We start from the raw sequence: 23074 nt of genomic DNA on the forward strand, positions 1-23074 counted from the left end.
GGTGGTCGGCGCCGCTCCCGGTGAGCGCCGCCTCTGCACCAGGGCTCCCGAGACTGAGGATGACGATGAGCGAGTTCACCAAGGCCCCGGGCCTTGTCCTTCTCCCCGCGATCGACGTGGCCGGCGGCAAGGCCGTCCGCCTGACGCAGGGCGAGGCGGGGACCGAGACCAACTACGGTGACCCGATCGACGCGGCCGGCGACTGGGCCGACCAGGGCGCGGAGTGGATCCACCTCGTCGACCTCGACGCCGCCTTCGGCCGGGGCGACAACCACGGGATCATGAAGAAGGTGATCCGCCAGGTGAAGGGCGTCAACGTCGAGCTCTCGGGCGGCATCCGCGACGACCGCAGCCTCGAGTCGGCACTCAGCGCCGGAGCGAAGCGCATCAACCTCGGCACCGCCGCTCTCGAGAACCCCGAGTGGGCCGCGAGCGTCATCGCTCAGTACGGCGACCAGATCGCCGTCGGGCTCGATGTGCGCGGCACCACGCTCGCCGCCCGCGGCTGGACGAAGGAGGGCGGCGACCTCTGGCAGGTCCTCGACCGTCTCGAGGAGGCCGGCTGCACGCGCTACGTCGTCACCGATGTGACCAAGGACGGGACGCTGAAGGGGCCGAACCTCGAGCTGCTCGAGCAGGTCATGGCCCGGACCCGCCGTCCGGTCATCGCCTCCGGCGGCATCTCGAACCTCGACGACATCGCCGCCCTGCGCGATCTCGTCCCGCAGGGCCTCGAGGGAGCGATCGTCGGCAAGGCCCTCTACGCCGGGGCGTTCACGCTCGCGGAGGCGCTGGATGTCGCGTCCGAGTGACGGACGCCCGCTCCCCTCGCATCTGACGGACTCCGCCGGGACCCCCTGGGCCGGCCGGCACTTCGCGCCGAGCGCGGGGAACGAGGACGACGGCCGTGCGCCGGAGCCCCTCGCGCGCGCTCTCGCCGACTTCGGCGCCGGCTCGCGCGGTCCGGAGGCCGTGGTCGACGCCCTGCGCGAGTCCCGGCTGCTGATCCCCCTCGTCGCGCACCTCGGGGAGGAGGGGGACGAGGTCGGCGGCCTGCGCACCGACAAGACGCAGGAGCTCTCGATCGTCACCGTCGCGGGGCCGGACGGCCGCAGCGTCCTCCCTGTCTTCAGCAGTGTCGACACGATGCGGCGCTGGGACGCCTCTGCGCGCCCGGTTCCCGTCGACGGCCGTCGAGCGGCGCTGGCCGCGGTGGCGGAGTCGACCGAGCTCCTGGTGCTCGACGCCGCCTCGGACCACGAGTTCGCCGTGCGCCGACCCGCGGTCTGGGCGATCGCCGAGGGCGCGCCGTGGCGTTCGAGCGCCGGGGATCCGGAGGTGCTCGCCGCTCTGCGGGCGGCGGCCCGGGACGAGGCGAGCGTCGTCTCGGTCGACGTCCGGCCCGGTGACCCGCGTCAGCGGCTCCAGGGGCCGGAGATCGTCGTGGTGCTGGCCCTCGTGCCCGGGCTCGACCGCGAGGCGCTCGGCGCCCTCGTGACTCGGCTGGGGGAGAGGTGGTCGGCCGAGGAGGTCATCGCCTCACGGGTCGACTCGCTCTCGGTGCAGCCGACTCCCGCCCGCTGACTCAGGTGACCGGGCCGGTCCACTTCTCGCCCGGGCCCTTGCCGATCGGATCGGGGAGGGGGGACGCCTCGCGGAACGCGAGCTGGAGCGTCCGCAGCCCGTCGCGCAGGCTCCGCGCGTGCATGTCGCTGATGTCGGGAGCTCCTGCGGTCACGAGCCCGGCCAGCGCGTTGATCAGCTTGCGCGCCTCGTCGAGATCGACCTGGGCGCCCGGCTCGTCGGCGAGTCCGCACTTGACCGCGGCAGCGCTCATCAGGTGCACGGCGGCGGTGGTGATGATCTCCACCGCGGGGACCTCCGCGATGTCGCGGGCGGCCTCCACGTCGGAGGAGTCGTCGGCATCGCCGAAGCGGCGGGCGTAGTCGTCGTCGTACTGGGCCATGGGTCCTTCGTTCGGTGGATCGGGCCCGTGCCGGGGCCTCGCGGAGGGGCTCCGGGAGGCGAGCGCATCCGCTCTGTCGCCCGGGCCGGGATTCTGCTAAGGTGATGCGGGCTCCGAGGCATGTCCTCGGTTCGAAAGTGGAGATTCTCCCACCCGCGCTTGACCGCTTCACTAGGTTACCGGGTCTGAAGCACTCCGCCCTCGGTGACGAGGGCAGGACTGCGGCACCCGAGCGAAACCTCGGAGGCCGGGTCGCAGGGTGCGAGCACGTGCACGAGCACGTCAGGAATCTCCTCTCTCGGGATGCGCCGGATCAGAATCCGGCAGCAGAGCAGCTACTCACCGAGATCAGAGGAGAAACGCAATCAGCGATCCCCGTACCAACGACCGAATCCGCGTCCCCGAGGTCCGCCTCGTGGGTCCCGCCGGAGAACAGGTCGGCGTCGTGAAAATCGAGGTCGCCCTGCGACTCGCGCAGGACGCAGACCTGGATCTGGTCGAGGTTGCTCCCAACTCCAAGCCTCCCGTCGCCAAGATCATGGACTACGGGAAGTTCAAGTACGAGCAGGCCCAGAAGCTCAAGGAAGCCCGTCGCAACCAGGCGAACACGATCCTCAAGGAGGTCCGTTTCCGCCTGAAGATCGACAAGCACGACTACGAGACCAAGCGCAAGCGCGCCGAGGGCTTCCTCAAGGCCGGCGACAAGGTCAAGGCCATGATCCTGTTCCGCGGTCGCGAGCAGTCCCGCCCCGAGATGGGCGTCCGACTCCTGCAGCGCTTCGCGGAGGACGTGTCCGAGTTCGGCCAGGTCGAGTCCACCCCGACCATCGACGGTCGCAACATGGTGATGGTCATCGGCCCCCTGAAGAACAAGTCCGAGGCCAAGGCCGAGGCCAACGCGGTTCGCGCGGCTCGCCGCGAGGCCAACACCCCTGAGGAATCGGCCGAGGCCGAATCCGTCTGATACTTCGCCGCCCCGGTCTCGGGGCCGGTGGACGCCCTGCTCGCGGGGCACCGGTTTCGCCCCGCTGACGTGGGTGCGACGTGACAAGGAGAGAACATGCCCAAGATGAAGACCCACTCGGGTGCCAAGAAGCGCTTCAAGGTGACCGGCTCCGGCAAGGTCATGAAGCAGCAGGCCGGTATGCGCCACAACCTGGAGTCCAAGTCCAGCGTCCGCACCCGCCGCCTGAACCAGGACCAGGTCCTCGCCCCGCAGGACGCCAAGGTCGCCAAGAAGCTTCTCGGTCTGTAGTCCACTGCCGCGCAGTCCGCTGCGCTGCGTGGTCCGCTGCTGCACCGACCCGGATCGATAGGAAGAAAAAGAAATGGCAAGAGTCAAGAGGGCGGTCAACGCCCACAAGAAGCGTCGCGTCATCCTCGAGCGCGCGTCGGGCTACCGCGGCCAGCGTTCGCGCCTGTACCGCAAGGCCAAGGAGCAGGTCACCCACTCCCTCGTCTACTCGTACCGCGACCGCCGCGCGAAGAAGGGCGAGTTCCGCCGCCTCTGGATCCAGCGCATCAACGCGGCCTCGCGTGCGAACGGCCTGACCTACAACCGCTTCATCCAGGGCCTCGCCCTGGCCGGCGTCCAGGTCGACCGCCGCATCCTCGCGGACCTCGCGATCACCGAGCCCGCGACCTTCGCCGCCCTCGTGGCGACCGCGAAGAACGCGCTGCCCGCCGACACGTCGGCGCCCAAGGCCGCCGCGTAGTCCGCACGGACGCTCCCGGAGGGGGTCCCGACCACTGGTCGGGGCCCCCTCCGTCGTTCCCGGCCACGGCTTCGGGGACGGCGACGTGTCGCCGGGGCTGCCGACGGCGCCGCCGATAGGCTCGCCGCATGCTCGACAACCCCCGTTCCCCCCGCGTCCGCTCCGTGGCGAAGCTCACCCGGCGCCCCGCGCGGCAGGAGACGGGGCTCTTCCTCCTCGAGGGTCCGCAGGCCATCGCGGAGGCGCTGCGCTACCGCCCCGAGCTGCTCGTCGAGTCGTTCGCGACCCCGACCGCTCTGGAGCGGCACCCCGAGATCGTCGCGGCCGCCGAGGAGGCGGACGTCGAGATCGAGTACGTGACCGAGGACGTGCTCGACGCGATGGCCGACACGGTCACGCCGCAGGGCTTCGTCTCCGTCTGCCGCCAGTTCCCCGTGTCGCTGAAGGACGTCGTCGCCTCCGAGCCTCGACTCGTCGCGGTCCTCGAGGAGGTGCGCGACCCCGGCAACCTCGGCACCATCGTCCGGGCCGCCGACGCCGCGGGTGCCGACGCCGTCGTCCTGACCGGCCGCTCCGTCGACCTGTACAACCCCAAGGTCGTCCGGTCGACGACCGGGTCCCTCTTCCACCTCCCCGTCGCCGTCGACGCCGAGCTCGCGGACGTGCTGCAGCGCCTGCGGGCCGTCGGCCTGCGCTCGGTCGCGGCGGACGTGAAGGGGGAGGACCTGCTCGAGGTCCGGGCCCGCGGCGATCTCGCCCAGCCGACCGTCTGGGTGTTCGGCAACGAGGCTCGCGGTCTCGAGGACGCCTCTCTCGAGCTCGTCGACGGTGTGGTCGCGGTGCCCATCTACGGCGCGGCGGAGTCGCTCAACCTCGCGACGGCCGCGTCCGTCTGCCTGTACGAGAGCGCCTTCGCGCTCCGTTCCTGAGAGCGGGCGTCCACCTGCCGGGTCTGAGCGCGCGCACAGAGGGCTTATTAACCTCTGATTAAGAAAACGCTCATGATTTGACCCACCCATTCCCGTGTGATTCTCTGGCCGAATGGAAGCAGCTGTGCAGGACGATCGCTCGTCCGCTCCCGTCGGAGCACCCCTCGTCGTCCTGGACGGCGTGCAGAAGCACTACGGGGAGTTCCAGGCCCTCAAGGACATCGACCTCTCCGTGCACCGCGGTGAGGTCGTCGTGGTCCTCGGCCCGTCCGGTTCCGGCAAGTCGACCCTCTGCCGCACGATCAACCGGCTCGAGACGATCTCGGGCGGGACGATCTCGATCGACGGCCAGAAGCTGCCGGAGGAGGGCAAGGGCCTCGCGGCGCTCCGTGCCGACGTCGGCATGGTGTTCCAGTCCTTCAACCTCTTCGCGCACAAGACGATCCTCGAGAACGTGACGCTCGGACCGATCAAGGTCCGCAAGCTCTCGCGCAAGGCCGCGGAGGCGGAGGCGCAGGCGCTGCTCGACCGGGTCGGCGTCGGCCATCAGGCGGGCAAGACCCCGGCTCAGCTCTCGGGCGGGCAGCAGCAGCGCGTCGCCATCGCCCGGGCGCTGGCGATGAAGCCCAAGGTCATGCTCTTCGACGAGCCGACCTCGGCGCTCGACCCCGAGATGATCAACGAGGTGCTCGACGTGATGGTCGGCCTCGCCAAGGACGGCATGACCATGATCGTCGTCACCCACGAGATGGGCTTCGCCCGGAAGGCCGCCGACCGGGTCGTCTTCATGGCCGACGGTGAGATCCTCGAGGACACCGATCCCGAGTCGTTCTTCACCGCGCCGCGCACCGACCGCGCCAAGGACTTCCTCTCGAAGCTCATCACCCACTGACTCCTCCCGCACCAGGAGGTGCGAGGGCGTGCGTCCGCACAGCACGCAGGAGGCACGCCCCGCACAGCATCCATCCGACGGATCGACCCCCACCATCCCGGGGAGCGATCGGACATCGCCCGCTCCGGCGGGCCACACCCCAGGAAGGACGACCATGCGCACCAAGCTCATGTTCATGACCGCCGGGATCGCAGCAGCGACCCTCGCTCTCGCCGGCTGCTCCGGCGGCGACTCCGGAACCGGCGACGCCGGAGCCGGCTCCGAGGGAAGCGGAGCGGCCTACGAGGTCGCGACCGACGTCACCCTCGAGGGCAGCCCCACCTTCGACGCCATGACCTCGGACGACACGGTCACCATCGGCGTCAAGGAGGACCAGCCCGGACTCGGCTACCTCGACGCAGCGACCGGCGAGCGCTCGGGCTTCGACATCGAGATCGCCAAGTGGATCGCCGCCTCGCTCGGCTTCTCCGAGGACCAGATCGAGTACACCGCGATCCCGTCGGCCAACCGCGAGGCGTCGATCGTGAACGGCGACATCGACTACTACGTCGGCACCTACTCGATCACCGACAAGCGCAAGGAGCAGGTCGGCTTCGCCGGACCCTACTTCGAGACGGGCCAGCAGCTGCTGGTCGCCGCGGACGACGACACGATCGAGGGTCCGGACGACCTCACCGCCGACACCACCGTGTGCTCGGCGACCGGGTCCACCCCGATCCAGAACATCCGCACCAACTACCCCGAGGTGAAGACCGAGGAGTTCGACACGTACTCGCAGTGCGTCGACGCTCTGAACGACGGACAGGTCGACGCGGTCACCACCGACGGTGCGATCCTCATCGGCTACGCGGCGCAGAGCCCCGACGAGCTCAAGGTCGTCGGCGAGCCCTTCAGCACCGAGCTGTACGGCGTCGGCCTGGCCAAGGACGACACCGCGCTGCGCGGCTTCATCAACGACATGTTCACCGAGGGCGGTGACACCTGGAGCGCGATCTACGACGAGACCCTCGGCGAGTCCGGCACCGAGGTCGAGCAGCCCGCGGTCGACGCGTACTAGCAGGCGGTCCCGGGCGGCGCTCTGCGCGCCGCCCGGGACTCCCGCTCCTCCCTCCCACCTCCCGATGAAAGGGCTCGCCGCATGGATGTTCTCCTGAACAACCTCGACGTGTTCGTCCCGGCGTTCGGCAACACGCTGTTGCTCTTCGCCGTCTCGCTCGTGTTCGCCCTCCTCATCGGCACCGTGGTGGGCGCCATGCGCGTCTCGCCCGTCCCGATCGCCCGCGCGGTCGGCACCGTCTACGTGAACACCGTCAGGAACACTCCGCTCACGCTCCTGATGTTCTTCTTCGCCTTCGGGTACCCGAAGCTCGACCTGCCGGATCTCGACTACACGACGCTCGCGATCTGCGCCCTGAGCCTCTACACGGCCACCTACGTCGCCGAGGTGCTGCGCTCGGGCATCAACACCGTGCCGATCGGCCAGGCCGAGGCGGCCCGCGCGGTCGGGCTCGACTTCGGCCTGACCATGACGCAGGTCGTCCTCCCGCAGGCCTTCCGCTCGGTGATCCCGCCGCTGATGAGCGTCCTCATCGCACTGCTGAAGAACACGACCGTCGCCGCGGGCTTCTCGGTCGCCGAGGCCGGCACGATCGTCCGCGAGCTCAACGAGCGCGGCGAGAACAGCCTGATCGTCGTGCTGTGGGTCGCCCTCGTGTTCGTCGTGCTCGTCACCGGCCTCTCGCTCGTCCAACGTCAGCTCGAGAAGAAGTGGAGGGTCGCCCGGTGAGCTCCGTCCTCTTCGACAACCCGGGCCCTCGCGCCAGGGCGCGCAACCGCGCGATCGGGGCCGTCGTGATCCTGCTGATCGCCGCCTTCCTCGCCTTCGTCCTCTGGCGCTTCGCCGAGTCCGGCCAGTTCTCGGCCGAGAAGTGGCGCGCTTTCCAGTACCCGCTCGTCTGGCAGAGCATCGGAGCGGCGCTGGGCCAGACCCTCGCCGCCTTCGCGACCGCCGGAGTCGCGAGCATCGTGCTCGGACTCGTCCTGGCCGTCGGCCGCCTCTCGGACCGCCGGTGGATCAACGTCCCGGTCACGCTCTTCATCGAGCTGTTCCGCGCGATCCCCGTGCTCATCCTGATGATGCTGATGTACTACGGGCTCCCGTTCGCGGGGCTCAAGCTCAGCCCCTACCTCGCCGTCGTCATCGCGCTGACGCTCTACAACGGCTCCGTCTTCTCCGAGATCTTCCGGGCCGGCATCGAGGCCCTGCCCCGCGGCCAGAAGGAGGCGGGCTACGCGATCGGCCTCCGTAAGGCGGGCGTCATGCGCCTGATCCTGTTCCCGCAGGCCATCCGCTCGATGCTCCCGGTCATCATCGCCCAGCTCGTCGTCGCACTGAAGGACACCGCGCTCGGCTCGATCATCACCTACAACGAACTGCTGTACTACGCGAAGTACCTCGGCAACCAGCCGAGCCTGGACAGCCCGATCATCCCGGCGGCCATCGTGATCGGCGCGATCTACATCGGCATCTGCCTCGCCCTCTCCGGCCTCGCGAAGTGGGTCGAGATCCGCACGAAGAGCAGCGGACGCCGCGGCACCGGGCACCCCGCCGCCCGCGCCACCACCGACACGGCGCTGATCGCGGCGCAGGACTGAGTCGATTGCTCGCCTCGCTTTCGGCGAGGCGAGCCGCGGTCGGCGTTCCGGGGTGGTGCGTTCGCGGGAGCGGGGTGCGTGCGGCTAGGGCGAATCGCTCGCACGCGATCCACGCGTTCGCCTCGTCGAGATCGGCTGGTCGTCCGCTCGACCTGCTGGTCCAGTAGCCGCGGAGCGGCGTCTCGAGACACGGGTCCGCTCGCAGCCGACGTGACGCACCTGCTGGTCGAGTAGCCGCATGGCGGCGTACCGAGACCCGGATCCGCCGGCAGTCGTCGTGACGCCTCTGCTGCCCGAGTAGCCGCGAAGCGGCGTATCGAGGCCCGTCCGCCCGCAGTCGTCGTTGTGCGTCTTCCGGTCGAGTGACCGCACGCGGCGGGGGAGGGGCGGCGCAGGCCCTCGCCTACACTGGGGGATCGTGTCCGACAGCAACCCGATCACCGACGAGGCCGTCTCCGCAGCCGTCGCCGAGGCGCTCACCGCGATCAGCGCGGCCGGCGACTCCGCTGCGCTGAAGGCGGCCCGCTCCGCCCATCTCGGCGAAGGCTCCGCCCTCGCCCGTCTCAACGCGCAGATGCGCTCCGTGCCGCCCGAGTTCAAGGCCGCCTCCGGCAAGCTCGTCGGCTCGGCCCGCAAGCAGGTGGGCGACGCGTACGCCGCGCGGGAGGCCGAGCTCGTCGCCGCCGAGGACGCGGCCGCCCTCGACGCCGAGCGAGTCGACGTCACCGCCGGCGCGAGCTTCCGCCGCGTCGGCGCCCGCCACCCGCTCTCGCTCCTCCAGGAGAGCATCGCCGACGTCTTCGTCGGCATGGGCTGGGAGATCGCGGAGGGCCCCGAGCTCGAGAACGAGTGGTTCAACTTCGACGCCCTGAACTTCGACGAGGACCACCCGGCCCGTGCGATGCAGGACACCTTCTTCGTCGATCCGGTCGACTCGCACCTCGTCCTGCGCACGCACACGTCGCCGGTGCAGATCCGCTCGATGCTCGAGCGCGACCTGCCCGTCTACGTCATCGCTCCCGGACGCGTGTACCGCACCGACGAGCTCGACGCGACGCACACCCCCGTCTTCACCCAGTTCGAAGGACTCGCCGTCGACCGGGGTCTCACGATGGCGCACCTGCGGGGCACCCTCGAGCACGTCGCCCGGCTCCTCTTCGGTGACGAGGCGCGGATCCGCCTGCGTCCGAACTACTTCCCGTTCACCGAGCCCAGCGCCGAGCTCGACGTCTGGCACCCGACCTTCGTCGGCGGCGCGCGATGGATCGAGTGGGGCGGCTGCGGGATGATCAACCCGAACGTGCTCCGCGCGGCGGGCATCGACCCGGAGGAGTACTCCGGCTTCGCCTTCGGGATGGGCATCGAGCGGACGCTGATGTTCCGCAACGACGTGAAGGACATGCGCGACATGGTCGAGGGCGACGTCCGCTTCAGCGAGCAGTACGGGATGGTGATCTGATGCGCATCCCGCTGAGCTGGCTGGGGGAGTACGTCGACCTCGAGCAGGGAACGAGCACCGAGTCGGTGCACGCCGCCCTCGTCTCCGTGGGTCTCGAGGAGGAGGACGTCCACCGCTTCGAGGTCTCCGGACCCGTCGTCGTCGGCCAGGTCCTCGACCTGGTCCCCGAGCCGCAGAAGAACGGCAAGACGATCAACTGGTGCACCGTGCGGGTCGCTCCCGAGGGGGAGACGGCGGCGGACGGAGGCGGGGACGTCCGAGGCATCGTCTGCGGTGCGCACAACTTCGCCGCGGGCGACAAGGTGGTCGTGTCCCTGCCGGGCGCGGTCCTGCCCGGGCCGTTCCCCATCTCGGCTCGCAAGACCTACGGCCACGTGTCCGACGGCATGATCGCGTCGAGCCGCGAGCTGGGCCTGGGTGACGACCACGACGGCATCCTCCGTCTCGCGAGCCTCGGCATCGACCCCGAGGTGGGCACCGACGCGATCGCTCTGCTCGGGCTCGACGACGCGGCCGTCGAGGTCAACGTCACGCCCGACCGCGGCTACGCGTTCTCGATCCGCGGCATCGCGCGCGAGTACGCCCACGCGACGGGAGCCGCGTTCCGCGACCCGGCGCTCTCCGTCGTCGACGCCGGACGCTCGGGAGCGGCACCGGTGTTCCCGGTCGAGATCGAGGACCGTGCGCCGATCCGCGGCCGGCAGGGCGCCTCCGTCTTCGTCACCCGCGTCGTGCGGGGCGTCGACACCGCCCGACCCACGCCTCCGTGGATGGTGGCGCGCCTGCGCCTCGCGGGCGTCCGCTCGATCTCGCTGGTCGTCGACGTCACCAACTACGTCATGTTCGAGCTCGGGCAGCCGCTGCACGGCTACGACCTCGCCACCCTGCAGGGCGGCATCCTCGTGCGCCGCGCGGAGCCGGGGGAGACCCTCGAGACCCTCGACGGCCAGACGAGGAGGCTCCACCCCGAGGACCTGGTGATCGCCGACGACGGCGGCGCCATCGGCCTCGCGGGCGTCATGGGCGGTGCTCGCACCGAGATCGGCGGATCCACGCAGGACGTGCTGATCGAGGCGGCGAACTTCGATCCGGTCTCCATCGCGCGCACCGCTCGCCGGCACAAGCTGCCGAGCGAGGCCTCCCGCCGGTTCGAGCGCGGAGTCGACCCGCTCGTCGCGCCGGTCGCCGCCGCCCGTGCGGTCCAGCTGCTCGTCGAGCTCGCCGGCGGCACGGCGGACGAGCTCGGCTCGTCGCTGACCGCCTCCGCCGCGGCACCCGTGATCGAGCTGCCCGACGGCTACGTGTCCTCGCTCATCGGAGTGGAGTACACGCCCGAGGAGATCCGCGGCTCGCTCGTCGAGATCGGCGCGAGCGTCGAGGCGGGTGGATCGGGTCTCCTGGTCACTCCGCCGAGCTGGCGACCCGACCTCACCGACAAGGCGACGCTCGCCGAGGAGGTCGCGCGGATCACCGGGTACGACCGCATCCCGGCGATCCTGCCGGTCGCGCCGCCCGGACGCGGGCTCACGTCCGGCCAGCGCCTGCGCCGCGTCATCGCGCAGACGCTCGCGGCGTCGGGGCTCGTCGAGGTGCTCTCCTACCCGTTCCTCCCGCGTGCTCTCAACGACCGGCTCGGCTCGCCCACCGGCGAGCCCGTGCAGCAGGTCACCCTGGCGAACCCGCTCGACGCGACGGCCGCGCAGCTGCGCGTCACGCTGCTCCCGGGCCTCGTGCAGGTCGCCGCGCGCAACCGGTCGCGCGGTCTGACCGACCTCGCGATCTACGAGACGGGCACGGTGTTCCTGCCCGACGCCTCGGCGCCGTTCGGCTCCGACGTGCTCCCGCGCGGGGCCGAGCGCCCGTCGGCCGAGGTCGAGCGCGCGCTGAACGCGGGCATCCCGCCCCAGCCGCTGCACGTCGCGGCTCTGCTCATGGGGGCCGCGGTCGAGCGCCAGCCCGGGGTCGCTCAGCGCGACGTCGACTGGCGCGACGCACTCGACGTCGTCCGGGCGATCGGAGCCGCGGCCGGGGTCGACCTCGTCGTCCGCCAGGGCGCGCACGCCGCGCTGCACCCGGGCCGCACCGCCGAGATCCTCCTGGACGACTCCGTCGTCGGGTACGCGGGCGAGCTGCTCCCCGCGCTGGCGGAGGAGCTCGACCTGCCCCGCCGGGTCGCCGTCGTCGAGCTCGACCTCGATCCCGTCCTCGCCCGGGCCGGAGCCGTCGTCGTCGCGCGACCCGTCGGCGCCCTCCCCGCCGCGACGCAGGACCTCTCGCTCGTCGTGCCCGTCGAGGTGGCGGCCGAGGACGTCCGATCGGCCGTCGCCGACGGCGCCGGGATGCTGCTCGAGTCGATCCGCCTGGTCGACGACTACCGCGGCGCGGGCCTGGAGGAGGGGACGAAGTCGCTCACCTTCGCGCTCCGCTTCCGCGCCGCCGATCGCACCCTCACCGCAGCCGAGGCGACCGCGTCGAAGGAGAGCGGAGTCGCGGTCGCGGCCGAGCGCTTCGGCGCGCGACTGCGCGACTGATCGCCGCGGTCGTCGGCCCGCGAGAGCCGGCGACCGCACCGATCGCGTCCCCTGCACGGACTAGGCTGTCGGGCATGACTTTTTCCGTGGCGGTCGCCGGTGCGAGCGGGTACGCGGGCGGCGAGCTCCTGCGCCTGCTCGCCGAGCACCCCGGGTTCGAGGTGCGCACCGTCACGGCGCACGCCAACGCCGGGCAGCCCCTCATCGCCGTGCAGCCCCACCTGCGCTCGCTGCGCCACCTGACGCTCGTCGACACGACGACCGAGAACCTGGCCGGCCACGACGTGGTCTTCCTCGCCCTCCCGCACGGCAGGTCCGGCGAGATCACGGCGACGCTCCCCGACGACGTCCTCGTCGTCGACTGCGGCGCCGACCACCGGCTGACCGACGAGCAGGACTGGGCCGACTACTACGGCGGCGAGTTCGCCGGGGCGTGGCCCTACGGGCTCCCCGAACTCCTCATCGGGGGCGGCGGACGCAAGCAGCGCGAGCGGCTCGAGGGCGTGCGGCGCATCGCCGTTCCGGGCTGCAACGTCACCGCTATCACGCTCGGGCTCGCTCCGGGCCTGCACGCGGGGGTCATCGAGCCGGGCGACCTCGTCTCGGTGCTGGCCGTCGGCCCCTCCGGCGCGGGCAAGAGCCTGCGCACCGATCTGCTCGCGAGCGAGCTGCTCGGCTCCGCCCACGCCTACGGTCTGGGCGGCACCCACCGGCACAACCCCGAGATCCGGCAGAACCTCGCCCTCGCGGGAGCGGGCCCGGTCTCGATCTCCTTCACGCCCGTCCTCGTGCCGATGTCCCGCGGCATCCTCGCCACGTCCACCGCGCGGCTCGCCCCCGGCGTGTCGGCGCACGACGTGCGCGCCGCCTGGGAGTCCGCGTACGGCGACGAGACCTTCGTGCAGCTGCTGCCCGAGGGCTCGTTCCCCCGGACGGCCGACGTGGTCGGGGCGAACACCGCCCTCGTGGGCGTCGGCGTCGACGAGCGCGCCCGCCGCGTCGTCGCGGTCACCGCGATCGACAACCTGGTCAAGGGCACCGCGGGCGCCGCGATCCAGTCCGCCAACATCGCTTTGGGCCTCGACGAGTCCCTCGGCCTGAGCGTGAACGGAGTCGCGCCGTGAGCATCACCGCAGCAGCAGGATTCGAGGCGGCCGGCGTCGTCGCCGGCCTGAAGTCGACCGGCGCGCGCGACATCGCCCTGGTCAAGAATCTCGGCCCGCTGCAGAACGCCGCGGCCGTCTTCACCAGCAACCGCTGCAAGGCGAACCCGGTGCTCTGGAGCGAGCAGGTGATGCGCGACGGCGTCGTCTCGGCGATCGTCCTGAACTCCGGCGGAGCCAACTGCTACACCGGGGCGCAGGGGTTCCAGGTCACGCACCGCACGGCCGAGCTCGTCGGCGAGATGCTCGACGTCGCCGCCGGTGACGTGCTCGTGTGCTCCACGGGGCTGATCGGCGACCAGCTCGACCTCGCGAAGATCACGCGCGGAGTGACCGACGCGGCGGCCGCACTCCCCGGCGCCACCGGGACGGAGGCCGGCGAGGACGCCGCCCGGGCGATCATGACGACCGACACGGTCCCGAAGCAGGCGACGGTGCGCTCGGACGACGGCTGGAGCATCGGCGGCATGGCCAAGGGCGCGGGAATGCTCGCGCCGGGGCTGGCGACCATGCTCGTGGTGATCACGACCGATGCGGTCCTCGACTCCGCGGAGCTCGACACCGCACTCCGGTCGGCGACCCGGGTGACCTTCGACCGACTCGACTCCGACGGCTGCATGTCGACGAACGACACCGTGGCGCTGCTCGCGAGCGGTGCGAGCGGAGTGAGCCCCTCGGTCGACGCCTTCACCGCCGCGCTCACCGAGGTGTGCCGCGACCTCACCCTCCAGCTGCAGGCCGACGCCGAGGGGGCGGCGCACGACGTCGCGATCCGCGTGCTGAACGCCGCGAGCGAGGACGAGGCCGTGGTCGTCGCCCGCGCCGTCTCGCGGAGCAACCTGTTCAAGGCCGCGATCTTCGGCAACGATCCCAACTGGGGCCGAGTCCTGGCCGCGGTCGGCACCACCGACGCCGAGTTCGACCCGTACGGCATCGACGTCGCCATCAACGGCGTGCAAGTCTGCCGCGCCGGCGAGCCGTTCGAGGGCCGGGACCTCGTCGACCTCGCGCCGAGGTCCGTCTCGGTCGACATCGACCTGCATGCGGGCCCCGCGACGGCGACCGTCTGGACGAACGACCTCACGCACGACTACGTGCACGAGAACTCGGCCTACTCGAGCTGAGGCGGACATGGACCACGACACCCACACCGAGGCCGAGGGCATCGCCCTGCGCGAGGAGGCCGGGCTCAAGGCGGGCACCCTGATCGAGGCGCTGCCCTGGCTCAAGCGCTTCCACGGGCGCACGATGGTGATCAAGTTCGGCGGCAACGCAATGGTGTCGGAGGAGCTGCAGCGCGCCTTCGCGCAAGACATCGTCTACCTGCGCTACGCCGGCATCCGGCCGGTCGTCGTGCACGGCGGCGGCCCGCAGATCTCCCGGATGCTCGACCGGCTCGGCATCACGAGCGAGTTCCGCGGCGGGTACCGCGTGACGAGTCCCGAGGCGATGGAGGTCGTCCGGATGGTGCTCACCGGGCAGATCAGCCGCGACATCGTCCGGCGCATCAACGAGCACGGACCGCTGGCCGCCGGCATCTCCGGGGAGGACGCCGGTCTGTTCCTCGGGCGTCGGCGCGGGGTCGTCCTCGACGGCGTCGAGCACGATCTGGGTCTCGTCGGCGACGTCGTCGCCGTCGACCCCGCTGCCGTCCTCGCGCAGCTCGAGGCCGGGCGCATCCCGGTGGTCTCCTCGATCGCCCCCGACTCCGACGATCCGACGCAGTCGCTCAACGTCAACGCCGATGCGGCCGCGGCTGCGCTCGCCGTCGCGCTCGGGGCCGAGAAGCTCGTCATCCTGACCGACGTCGCGGGCCTCTACTCCGACTGGCCGGATCGCGACTCGCTGGTCTCGCAGATCTCCTCCGACGAGCTCATCGACCTGCTCCCCTCCCTCGAGTCCGGCATGATCCCGAAGATGACGGCGTGCCTCGACGCCGTGCAGGGCGGTGTGCCCAAGGCCGCGATCATCGACGGGCGGCTCGCGCACTCCGTCCTCCTCGAGGTGTTCACCAGCGAGGGCATCGGCACCGAGGTCGTCGCCTCGCCCCGACCGGACGACCGGGAGCGAACGTCGGGCCGCTGACCCCTCAGCGGCCCCGGCTCCGAGCGCGCGCCCTCCCGGGTCCGTGCACCGACGGCCGCCCCGGCCGGTCCGCTCGTTCAGAAAGGTCCGTCATGCCCTCCGACACCCCCGGCTCCACCGCGGTCGACTCCCGCGCGGACGAGGCGCAGCAGCGCTACGCGTCCGCGATGATGCGGACGTTCGCCCCTCCGCTCGCCGTCCTCGAGCGCGGAGAGGGCTGCCGCGTCTGGGACGTCGACGGTCGGGAGTACCTCGACTTCCTCGGCGGCATCGCCGTCAACTCGCTCGGGCACGCCCATCCGGTCTTCGTGGAGGCGGTCAGCCGTCAATCGGCGTCGCTCGCCCACGTGTCGAACTACTTCGCCACCGCGCCGCAGATCGCGCTCGCCGAGAAGCTCCGCGAGCTCACCGGCGCGGGGGAGGAGGGGCGCGTCTACTTCGCGAACTCCGGCACCGAGGCGAACGAGGCCGCGTTCAAGCTGGCGCGCCTGAACGTCGAGGGCGGGGCCCGCCCTCGGATCCTCGCACTCCGCAACGCCTTCCACGGGCGCACCATGGGCGCCCTGGCGCTGACGGGCAAGGCCGCGATGCGGGCGCCGTTCGAGCCGATGCCGGCAGGCGTGGAGCACATCGACGCGAGCATCGAGGCCCTCGAGTCCGCGCTCGACACCTCGGTCGCGGCTCTCGTCGTCGAGCCGATCCAGGGGGAGGCGGGGGTGATCCCGCTGCCCGACGGCTTCCTCGAGCGCGCACGGGAGCTGACCCGCGAGCACGGCGTCCTCCTGATCGTCGACGAGATCCAGACCGGCGTCGGCCGCACGGGCCACTGGTTCGCCTACCAGCGCGCCGGCATCGTCCCGGATGCGATCACGCTCGCCAAGGGTCTGGGCGGCGGGTTCCCCGTCGGCGCGCTCGTGACCTTCGGCCGGGCCTCGGAGCTGTTCCAGAAGGGGCACCACGGCAGCACGTTCGGCGGCAACCCGCTGGCGACCGCTGTCGCGGGAGCAGTCCTGGGCGAGATCGAACGGGCCGGACTGCTCGCCAACGCCCGCGAGCGCGGTGCGCAGATCGTCCGGGCCGTCGACGCCCTGTCCTCTCCGCTCATAGGCGGCGTCCGCGGTGCGGGGCTGCTGCTGGGCATCGCCCTCACCGAGCCCGTCGCCGCGGAGCTCGCGGCGGCGGCCCTCGCGGAAGGACTCATCGTGAACGCCGCGAACGAGTCGAGCATCCGCCTCGCGCCGCCGCTGATCATCTCGGCCGCCGACGTCGACGACTTCGCCGTCCGCTTCGCGCGGGCGCTCTCGACCCTCACCTCCGACCACTCCTCGACCGAAAGCGACCCGCTCCCGTGACCCGCCACTTCCTCCGCGACGACGACATCACCCCCGCCGAGCAGGCCGAGATCCTCGATCTCGCCCTCGAGCTGAAGCGCGACCGGTGGTCGAGGAAGCCGCTCGAGGGTCCGCAGACCGTCGCCGTGATCTTCGACAAGTCCTCGACCAGGACCCGGGTGTCCTTCGCCGTCGGCATCGCCGATCTCGGCGGTGCCCCGCTCATCATCTCGACCGCCAGCAGCCAGCTCGGCGGCAAGGAGACGGCGTCGGACACCGCCAGGGTGCTCGAGCGACAGGTGGCCGCGATCGTGTGGCGCACCTACGCGCAGTCGGGGCTGGAGGAGATGGCCCGCGGCACCCGCGTGCCCGTCGTCAACGCGCTGTCCGACGAGTTCCACCCGTGCCAGCTGCTGGCCGACCTGCTCACGATCCGCGAGCACCGCGGCCGCCTCGCCGGTCTCACGCTCACCTTCTTCGGCGACGGCGCGAGCAACATGGCGCACTCCTACCTGCTCGCCGGAGCGACGGCGGGCATGCACGTGCGGATCGTCTCGCCGGACACCTACGCGCCCGACCCCGAGGTGCTGGCCGACGCGCAGCGCATCGCCGCGACCACGGGAGGATCGGCGACGACGACGACCGACCCCGCCGCGGGGGCGACCGGTTCCGACATCGTGATCACCGACACCTGGGTGTCGATGGGCAAGGAGGAGGAGAAGGCGCAGCGCGTCGAGACCTTCGGCGCCTACCGCGTCGACGCCGGGACGATGGCGGCCGCGGCTCCGGACGCCCTCTTCCTCCACTGCCTCCCCGCGGACCGCGGGTACGAGGTCACCGCCGACGTGATCGACGGCGCTCAGAGCGTGATCTGGGACGAGGCCGAGAACCGTCTCCACGCCCAGAAGGCCCTGCTCGTCTGGCTCCTCGAGCGCGCGGGCGAGCCCGCCGCCGCTCAGTAGACTCGACAGCCGAACCGAGGAGAACCATGACGGAACGACCCTCCGCCCGCGCGGGCGAGGCCGGTGCGCTCTGGGGCGGCCGCTTCGCCGGCGGGCCCTCGCCCGAGCTCGCGGCCCTCTCGAAGTCCACGCACTTCGACTGGCAGCTGGCCGAGTACGACCTCGCCGGATCCCGTGCGCACGCGCGGGCGCTCGCCGCAGCCGGGTACCTCGACGAGGTCGAGCTCCAGCAGATGCTCGACGCCCTCGAGCGCCTGCGCGCGGACGTCGTCGACGGCCGCTTCGTCGCCGAGGAGTCCGACGAGGACGTGCACGGCGCTCTCGAGCGCGGCCTGATGATCGAGGCCGGCCCCGAGCTCGGCGGCAAGCTGCGGGCGGGCCGGTCGCGCAACGACCAGATCGCGACCTTCGTGCGGATGTACCTCCGCGACCACGCCGCCGTCGTCTCCGAGCAGGTCGTCCAGCTCATCGATGCGATCGCCGCGCAGGCCTCGGCTCACCCCTCCGCGATCATGCCGGGCCGCACGCACCTCCAGCACGCTCAGCCCGTGCTCCTGGCGCACCACCTGCTCGCCCACGCATGGGCGCTGCTGCGCGATCTCGAGCGCCTCCGCGACTGGGGCGTCCGGGCCGACGTCTCGCCCTACGGGTCGGGTGCCCTCGCCGGATCGACGCTCGGCCTCGACGCCGGCGCGGTCGCCGCCGAGCTCGGCTTCGCCGCCAGCGTCCCCAACTCGATCGACGGGACGGCGAGCCGGGACCTCGTCGCGGAGTTCGCGTTCGTCGCCGCGATGATCGGCGTCGACGTCTCGCGGATCGCCGAGGAGATCATCCTCTGGAACACCCGGGAGTTCTCCTTCGTCACCCTCGACGACGGCTACTCGACGGGGTCGTCGATCATGCCGCAGAAGAAGAACCCCGACATCGCCGAGCTCGCGCGCGGCAAGGCGGGTCGGCTCCTCGGCAATCTGACCGGGCTCCTCGCGACGCTCAAGGCGCTGCCGCTGGCCTACAACCGCGATCTGCAGGAGGACAAGGAGCCGGTCTTCGACTCGGTCACCACCCTCGAGGTACTGCTGCCCGCGTTCAGCGGGATGATCGCGACCCTCACCTTCCACACCGATCGCATGGCGGAGCTCGCGCCCCAGGGGTACTCGCTCGCCACCGATGTCGCCGAGTGGCTGGTCAAGAAGCACGTGCCGTTCCGGGACGCGCACGAGATCACCGGTGAGCTGGTGAAGGCCGCCGAGCAGCGCGGCCGGGGGCTCGAGGAGCTCGACGACGAGGAGCTCGCCGCGGTCTCGCCGCTCCTGACGCCGGACGTCCGCTCGGTGCTCTCGCTCGAGGGCTCGGTCGCCAGCCGCGACGGGATCGGCGGCACCGCTCCGGCGCGGGTCGCGGAGCAGCTGGCCCAGCTCACCGAACGGGTCCGCGTCGTGCGCTCGTCGCTCCGGGGAGAGCGCTGATGACGCTCCGGAAGGACGACGACGACGACCGGCGCCCGCTGCGCCCGGTGCAGCAGCGGATCCTGGTGGCCGTCGCCGTGGTGATCATCGTCGCCGTCGTCGTGGTCACGCTCGTCTCGGGTCAGAGCTTCTTCTAGGCCGTGACCCGGCCGATCGACCTCCGCCGCTCGGCGCTCGAGGTGGCGCCGGACCTGCTGGGCTGCGTCCTCGTGCATCGCAGCCCGGAGGGTCCGGTCGCCGTGCGACTCACCGAGGTCGAGGCCTACCTCGGGGTCGGCGAGGACCCGGGCTCGCACGCCTACCGGCGCCGGACCGACCGCACGGCGCCGATGTTCGGCGAGCCGGGCACGGTGTACGCCTACTTCACGTACGGCATGCACACGTGCGTGAACATCGTCTGCGCTCCTGCGGGAACGGCGTCGGCCGTGCTGCTGCGCGCCGGCGAGATCGTGGAGGGCCTGCCCCTCGCCCGGTCCCGGCGCCCAGCGGTGCCGGATCGGGATCTCGCCCGCGGCCCCGCCCGGCTGACGCGCGCGCTCGGCGTGCTGCTGTCGGAGTCGGGGGATCTACTCGAGGAGTCCTTCGAGCTGCGGCCGCGGCGGGAGGCGGTCGCGATCACCGCCACCCCTCGGACCGGAGTCGCCGGACCGGGAGGAGGCGAGGAGTACCCGTGGCGGTTCGCGATCGCCGGCGAGCCCACGGTGTCGCCGTACCGCCGTGCCGTGCCGCGCCGGCGCGCGGGGGGAGCTCAGCCCGCGAGGTAGAGGCGTGCGAGCGTCCCGAGCGCGGCCGACCACGCGAGGCTGGCGAGGGTGCCGATGATGAAGCGCTCACGCGCCTCCGGAGAGGCGAGCTCGCTGAAGCGGCCGACGCCCTTGACCGCGACCACCACGGCCACGCCCTCGGGGATCCCGCTCATGAGGGCGCCGGCGGTCGCGATGCGCTCGAGGAGTCCGATGGTCGTGCCGCCGCGGAGCACCTCGATCGGCTGGCCGATGGCGCTGGGCGACGCGCTCGTGGCCGACGGGGGACGCGGCGCCGCGATCATGATGCCGCCGTGGGCGCCCGCCCGAGCGTCGGCCGTCGCCAGATCCAGGGTGAGCAGCACCACGGGCCCGCCGCCGAGCACGGCGATCGCGAAGGCCGCCGTCGCGATGAGGAGCGCGACCGGCACCGGCGCGGAGGATCCGGCGAGCCCTGTGAGGAGGAACGCCGCCGCCACGCCGCCGATCCCGATCCAGGCCAGGACCGGCCGCCGCAGGCGCAGGGCGAGCACGGTGCCGACGAGAGCCGCGACGAGGACGAGGACGACTCCCGTCCAGGCGACGGACTGCACGGAGGCGGCCACGGCGTCGGGCAGTGCGGTGGGGAGCATCGTCATCGCTCGGTCCTCTCGTCGATGGGGTCGAGCGTACGGTCGACCACCGTCAGGAGCCGCGCGAGGGCCGCGGAGGCCGGGGCGTCCACGCGCGCACTGGCCGCGCGCACCCGCAGACTCACGGCCTGCGGGGTGACGGCGAGCCGCTCCGCGGCGTCCTTCTGGCTGCTCCCGGCGGCGAGGAGGTCGACGATCTCCCATCCCGCGTCGGACCGGGAGTCGCGCAGGTGCAGCAGCGGGTCGATCAGCGCCTGTGCGTCGGCGGGGGAGGGGAAGACGGTCGACGCGTCATCGGGGTCCGTCGAGAAGCGGCTCGGCCGGGTCTTCGCCGCCTCGACCGCCCGCCGCGCCGCGAAGTGCGCTGACCCGGTGGCCGCACGAGTGGTCCGGGGGAGGGGGCGCTCCACCGACCCGATGCCCAGCCCGATGCTCCAGTGACCGGTGCGGTGCAGCGCCAGGACGAGGGCGACGACGACCTCGGCGCGGTCGAGGACGAACTGGAACTCGTCTCCCGCGGTCCGCTCGGGCGGAAGGACGAACCCGTTCGCATGCTCCTGCAGCAGCCGGGCGATGGCGTCGTCGACGCGGTCGCGATCGCGTCTGCTGTCGCGCTGATCCGCGGTGATGACGAACACGAGGGCCTCCCAGGACAAGTATCCAGGCTTGATCTCACAACATCAAGCCCGAGCGCTTGATCACCCGCCCGGAGGTCGGGCGTGCGAGCGATACCCTGGACGCGTGATCGATCAGTCTGTCCACGGCTCCTCCGCGCACCCCCTGCTGGACGCGGCCTTCGAGACCGTGTGGGACGAGATCGTCTGGCGCGGGTCCGTCCACGTCTCGACGGATCGCGACCTGCTCCGGGACCTCCTCGCCGGCGACCCGATCACCTACTACTGCGGATTCGACCCGACCGCGCCGAGCCTGCACCTGGGCAATCTCGTCCAGCTCATCCTGATGCGCCGGCTCCAGCTGGCCGGCCATCGGCCGCTCGGTCTCGTCGGGGGCTCGACGGGGCTCATCGGCGACCCGCGGCCCACCGCCGAGCGGACGCTGAACTCGCGCGAGACCGTGACGGAGTGGGTCCAGCGCCTCCAGGGCCAGGTCTCGAGGTTCCTCTCCACGGAGGGGGAGAACGCGCTGCGCCTGGTGAACAACCTCGACTGGACGGCGCCCCTCTCGGCGATCGACTTCCTCCGGGAGATCGGCAAGCACTTCCGAGTGGGCACCATGCTCAAGAAGGACGCCGTGAGCGCGCGGCTGAACTCGGACGCCGGCATCAGCTACACGGAGTTCAGCTACCAGATCCTCCAGGGACTGGACTTCCTCGAGCTCTACCGCCAGTACGACTGCGTGCTCCAGACCGGGGGCAGCGACCAGTGGGGCAACCTCACGAGCGGGACCGACCTCATCCACCGCACGGAGGGCGTCTCGGTCCACGCGATCGGCACGCCCCTGGTGATGAACTCCGACGGCACCAAGTTCGGCAAGAGCGAGGGCAACGCCGTCTGGCTGGACCCGGAGCTCACCAGCCCGTACGCCTTCTACCAGTTCTGGCTCAACGTCGACGACGACGACGTCGTCGATCGACTGAAGGTCTTCACCTTCCTGCCCCGGGTCGAGATCGAGCGTCTCGCGGAGGCGACCGCTGCGGCGCCCTTCAAGCGCGAAGCGCAGCGCGCCCTCGCGTGGGAGGTCACGTCGCTGGTCCACGGAGAGACCGTGACGCGCCAGGTGATGGACGCCGCCTCCGCCCTCTTCGGGCGCGGAACGCTCGACGGCATCGATCCCTCGATCCTCCGCGGTGCCCTCGAGTCGGTGCGGACCATCGGAGCCGAGCGCTCGATGCCCGTGATCCAGGCGGTCGTCGACACCGGTCTCGCGGGGAGCCTGGGGGAGGCGCGTCGGGGGATCGCGCAGGGCGGGATCTCGGTGAACAACGTCGTCGTCGCGGACGACGCCGCGGTTCTCGGCGACCTCCCGCTGATCGACGGCATCGCCGTGCTGCGCCGAGGCAAGAAGAGCTTCGCCGGCGCGTTCGTCGCCGAGAGCAGCTGACGACCGCGACACGCCCGGGTTTCGAGCGACTTGCGGGCCCCCGAAACATCGACGTAATGTAACCCCTCGTCACCCCAAAGGAGCGGCGAGCGAGAGTCGGACGCAGAGCGTCGAGACCCGGTCGTCGGCCTCAAGCGGGGACCATCCCCTCGCTCCACGGACTGCTTGAGATTCGTCTCTTGAAGGTCCCGGATCGCGAGCGTAAGATGTAAAGCCTCCGCAGGACCTCGGTCCCGGCTTCGCTGCAACACCGTCATCGGCAACGATGACGACGAGCGGATGGAGGTGTCGGAAGGCGATCGCGAGATTGTCTCGTTCGTGTGAACGAACTCCGCCGCTGACATCACGAAGACGCCGATTTGACACGGCGAGCGGACGTGCCAAGTTAGTCAAGTTGCCACGGGGGCGATCGGAACTGCGGTTCTGATAAGCATAACCGGTTCTGGCAGCCATAATCAAATCGAGAGCCTTCGGGCCTCGATCG

General features: G+C 71.3%; 24 protein-coding genes. 21 read left to right on the plus strand and 3 right to left on the minus strand.

Annotation, left to right across the window (positions count from 1 at the left end):
• Positions 1-65: 65 nt before the first annotated feature.
• Both priA and IOC53_RS11530 read left to right on the plus strand, forming a co-directional pair.
• A complete protein-coding gene (gene priA / locus IOC53_RS11525; RefSeq protein ID WP_055793876.1) occupies positions 66-812 on the plus strand; it encodes a bifunctional 1-(5-phosphoribosyl)-5-((5-phosphoribosylamino)methylideneamino)imidazole-4-carboxamide isomerase/phosphoribosylanthranilate isomerase PriA in 747 nt (248 codons plus the stop codon).
• The gene (locus tag IOC53_RS11530) at positions 796-1584 is read left to right on the plus strand and encodes an SseB family protein (protein WP_207405845.1); all 789 of its coding nucleotides are present in this window, start codon (positions 796-798) and stop codon (positions 1582-1584) included. Before priA ends, IOC53_RS11530 begins: the two co-directional genes overlap by 17 nt.
• 1 nt (position 1585) lies before the next feature.
• Here IOC53_RS11530 and IOC53_RS11535 read toward each other — a convergent pair whose 3' ends face one another.
• Complete coding sequence (locus IOC53_RS11535; protein ID WP_207405847.1) at positions 1586-1966, minus strand: DUF1844 domain-containing protein; 381 nt, start codon at positions 1964-1966, stop codon at positions 1586-1588.
• A gap of 364 nt (positions 1967-2330) precedes the next feature.
• Between IOC53_RS11535 and infC the strand changes: the two genes are divergently transcribed.
• From infC to IOC53_RS11625, 18 genes are all read left to right on the plus strand, one after another.
• Complete coding sequence (gene infC, locus IOC53_RS11540; RefSeq protein ID WP_077222490.1) at positions 2331-2930, plus strand: translation initiation factor IF-3; 600 nt, start codon at positions 2331-2333, stop codon at positions 2928-2930.
• Positions 2931-3026: 96 nt separating this feature from the next.
• Positions 3027-3221: a 50S ribosomal protein L35 gene (gene rpmI, locus IOC53_RS11545; protein ID WP_055793295.1), complete on the plus strand. Its 195-nt coding sequence runs from the start codon at positions 3027-3029 to the stop codon at positions 3219-3221.
• 73 nt (positions 3222-3294) lie between these two features.
• The gene (rplT, locus tag IOC53_RS11550; RefSeq protein WP_055793292.1) at positions 3295-3681 is read left to right on the plus strand and encodes a 50S ribosomal protein L20; all 387 of its coding nucleotides are present in this window, start codon (positions 3295-3297) and stop codon (positions 3679-3681) included.
• A gap of 128 nt (positions 3682-3809) precedes the next feature.
• On the plus strand, positions 3810-4610 hold the full coding sequence (locus tag IOC53_RS11555) for an RNA methyltransferase (RefSeq protein ID WP_207405849.1): 801 nt from the start codon (positions 3810-3812) through the stop codon (positions 4608-4610).
• 172 nt (positions 4611-4782) lie between these two features.
• Positions 4783-5502: an amino acid ABC transporter ATP-binding protein gene (locus tag IOC53_RS11560; protein WP_242683249.1), complete on the plus strand. Its 720-nt coding sequence runs from the start codon at positions 4783-4785 to the stop codon at positions 5500-5502.
• Positions 5503-5656: 154 nt separating this feature from the next.
• The gene (locus tag IOC53_RS11565; RefSeq protein WP_207405852.1) at positions 5657-6559 is read left to right on the plus strand and encodes a glutamate ABC transporter substrate-binding protein; all 903 of its coding nucleotides are present in this window, start codon (positions 5657-5659) and stop codon (positions 6557-6559) included.
• A gap of 81 nt (positions 6560-6640) precedes the next feature.
• Positions 6641-7288 carry an amino acid ABC transporter permease gene (locus tag IOC53_RS11570; RefSeq protein WP_207405853.1) on the plus strand — a complete coding sequence of 216 codons (648 nt, stop codon included), beginning with the start codon at positions 6641-6643 and terminating at the stop codon, positions 7286-7288.
• Positions 7285-8157 carry an amino acid ABC transporter permease gene (locus IOC53_RS11575; protein ID WP_207405854.1) on the plus strand — a complete coding sequence of 291 codons (873 nt, stop codon included), beginning with the start codon at positions 7285-7287 and terminating at the stop codon, positions 8155-8157. The genes IOC53_RS11570 and IOC53_RS11575 overlap by 4 nt, the downstream gene beginning before the upstream one ends.
• Before the next feature lie 418 nt (positions 8158-8575).
• On the plus strand, positions 8576-9616 hold the full coding sequence (gene pheS / locus IOC53_RS11580; RefSeq protein WP_207405855.1) for a phenylalanine--tRNA ligase subunit alpha: 1041 nt from the start codon (positions 8576-8578) through the stop codon (positions 9614-9616).
• Positions 9616-12147: a phenylalanine--tRNA ligase subunit beta gene (gene pheT, locus IOC53_RS11585; protein ID WP_207405856.1), complete on the plus strand. Its 2532-nt coding sequence runs from the start codon at positions 9616-9618 to the stop codon at positions 12145-12147. Before pheS ends, pheT begins: the two co-directional genes overlap by 1 nt.
• Positions 12148-12221: 74 nt before the next feature.
• Positions 12222-13271 (plus strand): N-acetyl-gamma-glutamyl-phosphate reductase, encoded by a 1050-nt coding sequence (gene argC, locus IOC53_RS11590; RefSeq protein ID WP_207405858.1) that lies wholly within the window; start codon positions 12222-12224, stop codon positions 13269-13271.
• Positions 13268-14434 (plus strand): bifunctional glutamate N-acetyltransferase/amino-acid acetyltransferase ArgJ, encoded by a 1167-nt coding sequence (argJ, locus tag IOC53_RS11595; protein ID WP_207405861.1) that lies wholly within the window; start codon positions 13268-13270, stop codon positions 14432-14434. The genes argC and argJ overlap by 4 nt, the downstream gene beginning before the upstream one ends.
• 7 nt (positions 14435-14441) lie before the next feature.
• Positions 14442-15395, plus strand: a complete 954-nt coding sequence (argB, locus tag IOC53_RS11600; protein ID WP_207405863.1) for an acetylglutamate kinase — start codon at positions 14442-14444, stop codon at positions 15393-15395.
• Positions 15396-15487: 92 nt separating this feature from the next.
• The gene (locus tag IOC53_RS11605) at positions 15488-16747 is read left to right on the plus strand and encodes an acetylornithine transaminase (RefSeq protein ID WP_207405865.1); all 1260 of its coding nucleotides are present in this window, start codon (positions 15488-15490) and stop codon (positions 16745-16747) included.
• Positions 16744-17688 (plus strand): ornithine carbamoyltransferase, encoded by a 945-nt coding sequence (gene argF, locus IOC53_RS11610; protein WP_207405867.1) that lies wholly within the window; start codon positions 16744-16746, stop codon positions 17686-17688. The genes IOC53_RS11605 and argF overlap by 4 nt, the downstream gene beginning before the upstream one ends.
• A gap of 26 nt (positions 17689-17714) precedes the next feature.
• Positions 17715-19154, plus strand: a complete 1440-nt coding sequence (gene argH, locus IOC53_RS11615) for an argininosuccinate lyase (RefSeq protein ID WP_207405869.1) — start codon at positions 17715-17717, stop codon at positions 19152-19154.
• The gene (locus tag IOC53_RS11620; RefSeq protein WP_207405871.1) at positions 19154-19291 is read left to right on the plus strand and encodes a hypothetical protein; all 138 of its coding nucleotides are present in this window, start codon (positions 19154-19156) and stop codon (positions 19289-19291) included. The genes argH and IOC53_RS11620 overlap by 1 nt, the downstream gene beginning before the upstream one ends.
• 3 nt (positions 19292-19294) lie before the next feature.
• Positions 19295-19918 (plus strand): DNA-3-methyladenine glycosylase, encoded by a 624-nt coding sequence (locus IOC53_RS11625; RefSeq protein WP_207405873.1) that lies wholly within the window; start codon positions 19295-19297, stop codon positions 19916-19918.
• On the opposite strand, the gene IOC53_RS11630 is transcribed toward IOC53_RS11625, so the two are convergent.
• Positions 19903-20535 (minus strand): hypothetical protein, encoded by a 633-nt coding sequence (locus IOC53_RS11630; protein WP_242683242.1) that lies wholly within the window; start codon positions 20533-20535, stop codon positions 19903-19905. The two genes, IOC53_RS11625 and IOC53_RS11630, sit on opposite strands and share 16 nt — an antisense overlap.
• On the minus strand, positions 20532-21185 hold the full coding sequence (locus IOC53_RS11635) for a DNA-binding protein (RefSeq protein WP_207405875.1): 654 nt from the start codon (positions 21183-21185) through the stop codon (positions 20532-20534). The genes IOC53_RS11630 and IOC53_RS11635 overlap by 4 nt, the downstream gene beginning before the upstream one ends.
• An 85-nt stretch (positions 21186-21270) precedes the next feature.
• Between IOC53_RS11635 and tyrS the strand changes: the two genes are divergently transcribed.
• The gene (gene tyrS / locus IOC53_RS11640; protein ID WP_374070749.1) at positions 21271-22590 is read left to right on the plus strand and encodes a tyrosine--tRNA ligase; all 1320 of its coding nucleotides are present in this window, start codon (positions 21271-21273) and stop codon (positions 22588-22590) included.
• Positions 22591-23074 lie beyond the last annotated feature (484 nt).

Source organism: Rathayibacter sp. SD072, from assembly GCF_017355185.1.
GTDB lineage: Bacteria > Actinomycetota > Actinomycetes > Actinomycetales > Microbacteriaceae > Rathayibacter.

Coding starts and splice junctions, on each gene's coding strand:
- priA (WP_055793876.1), top strand. CDS start 66: ATGAGCGAGTTCACCAAGGCCCCGGGCCTTGTCCTTCTCCCCGCGATC.
- IOC53_RS11530 (WP_207405845.1), top strand. CDS start 796: ATGTCGCGTCCGAGTGACGGACGCCCGCTCCCCTCGCATCTGACGGAC.
- IOC53_RS11535 (WP_207405847.1), bottom strand. CDS start 1,966: ATGGCCCAGTACGACGACGACTACGCCCGCCGCTTCGGCGATGCCGAC.
- rpmI (WP_055793295.1), top strand. CDS start 3,027: ATGCCCAAGATGAAGACCCACTCGGGTGCCAAGAAGCGCTTCAAGGTG.
- rplT (WP_055793292.1), top strand. CDS start 3,295: ATGGCAAGAGTCAAGAGGGCGGTCAACGCCCACAAGAAGCGTCGCGTC.
- IOC53_RS11555 (WP_207405849.1), top strand. CDS start 3,810: ATGCTCGACAACCCCCGTTCCCCCCGCGTCCGCTCCGTGGCGAAGCTC.
- IOC53_RS11565 (WP_207405852.1), top strand. CDS start 5,657: ATGCGCACCAAGCTCATGTTCATGACCGCCGGGATCGCAGCAGCGACC.
- IOC53_RS11570 (WP_207405853.1), top strand. CDS start 6,641: ATGGATGTTCTCCTGAACAACCTCGACGTGTTCGTCCCGGCGTTCGGC.
- pheT (WP_207405856.1), top strand. CDS start 9,616: ATGCGCATCCCGCTGAGCTGGCTGGGGGAGTACGTCGACCTCGAGCAG.
- argC (WP_207405858.1), top strand. CDS start 12,222: ATGACTTTTTCCGTGGCGGTCGCCGGTGCGAGCGGGTACGCGGGCGGC.
- argB (WP_207405863.1), top strand. CDS start 14,442: ATGGACCACGACACCCACACCGAGGCCGAGGGCATCGCCCTGCGCGAG.
- IOC53_RS11605 (WP_207405865.1), top strand. CDS start 15,488: ATGCCCTCCGACACCCCCGGCTCCACCGCGGTCGACTCCCGCGCGGAC.
- argH (WP_207405869.1), top strand. CDS start 17,715: ATGACGGAACGACCCTCCGCCCGCGCGGGCGAGGCCGGTGCGCTCTGG.
- IOC53_RS11620 (WP_207405871.1), top strand. CDS start 19,154: ATGACGCTCCGGAAGGACGACGACGACGACCGGCGCCCGCTGCGCCCG.
- IOC53_RS11630 (WP_242683242.1), bottom strand. CDS start 20,535: ATGACGATGCTCCCCACCGCACTGCCCGACGCCGTGGCCGCCTCCGTG.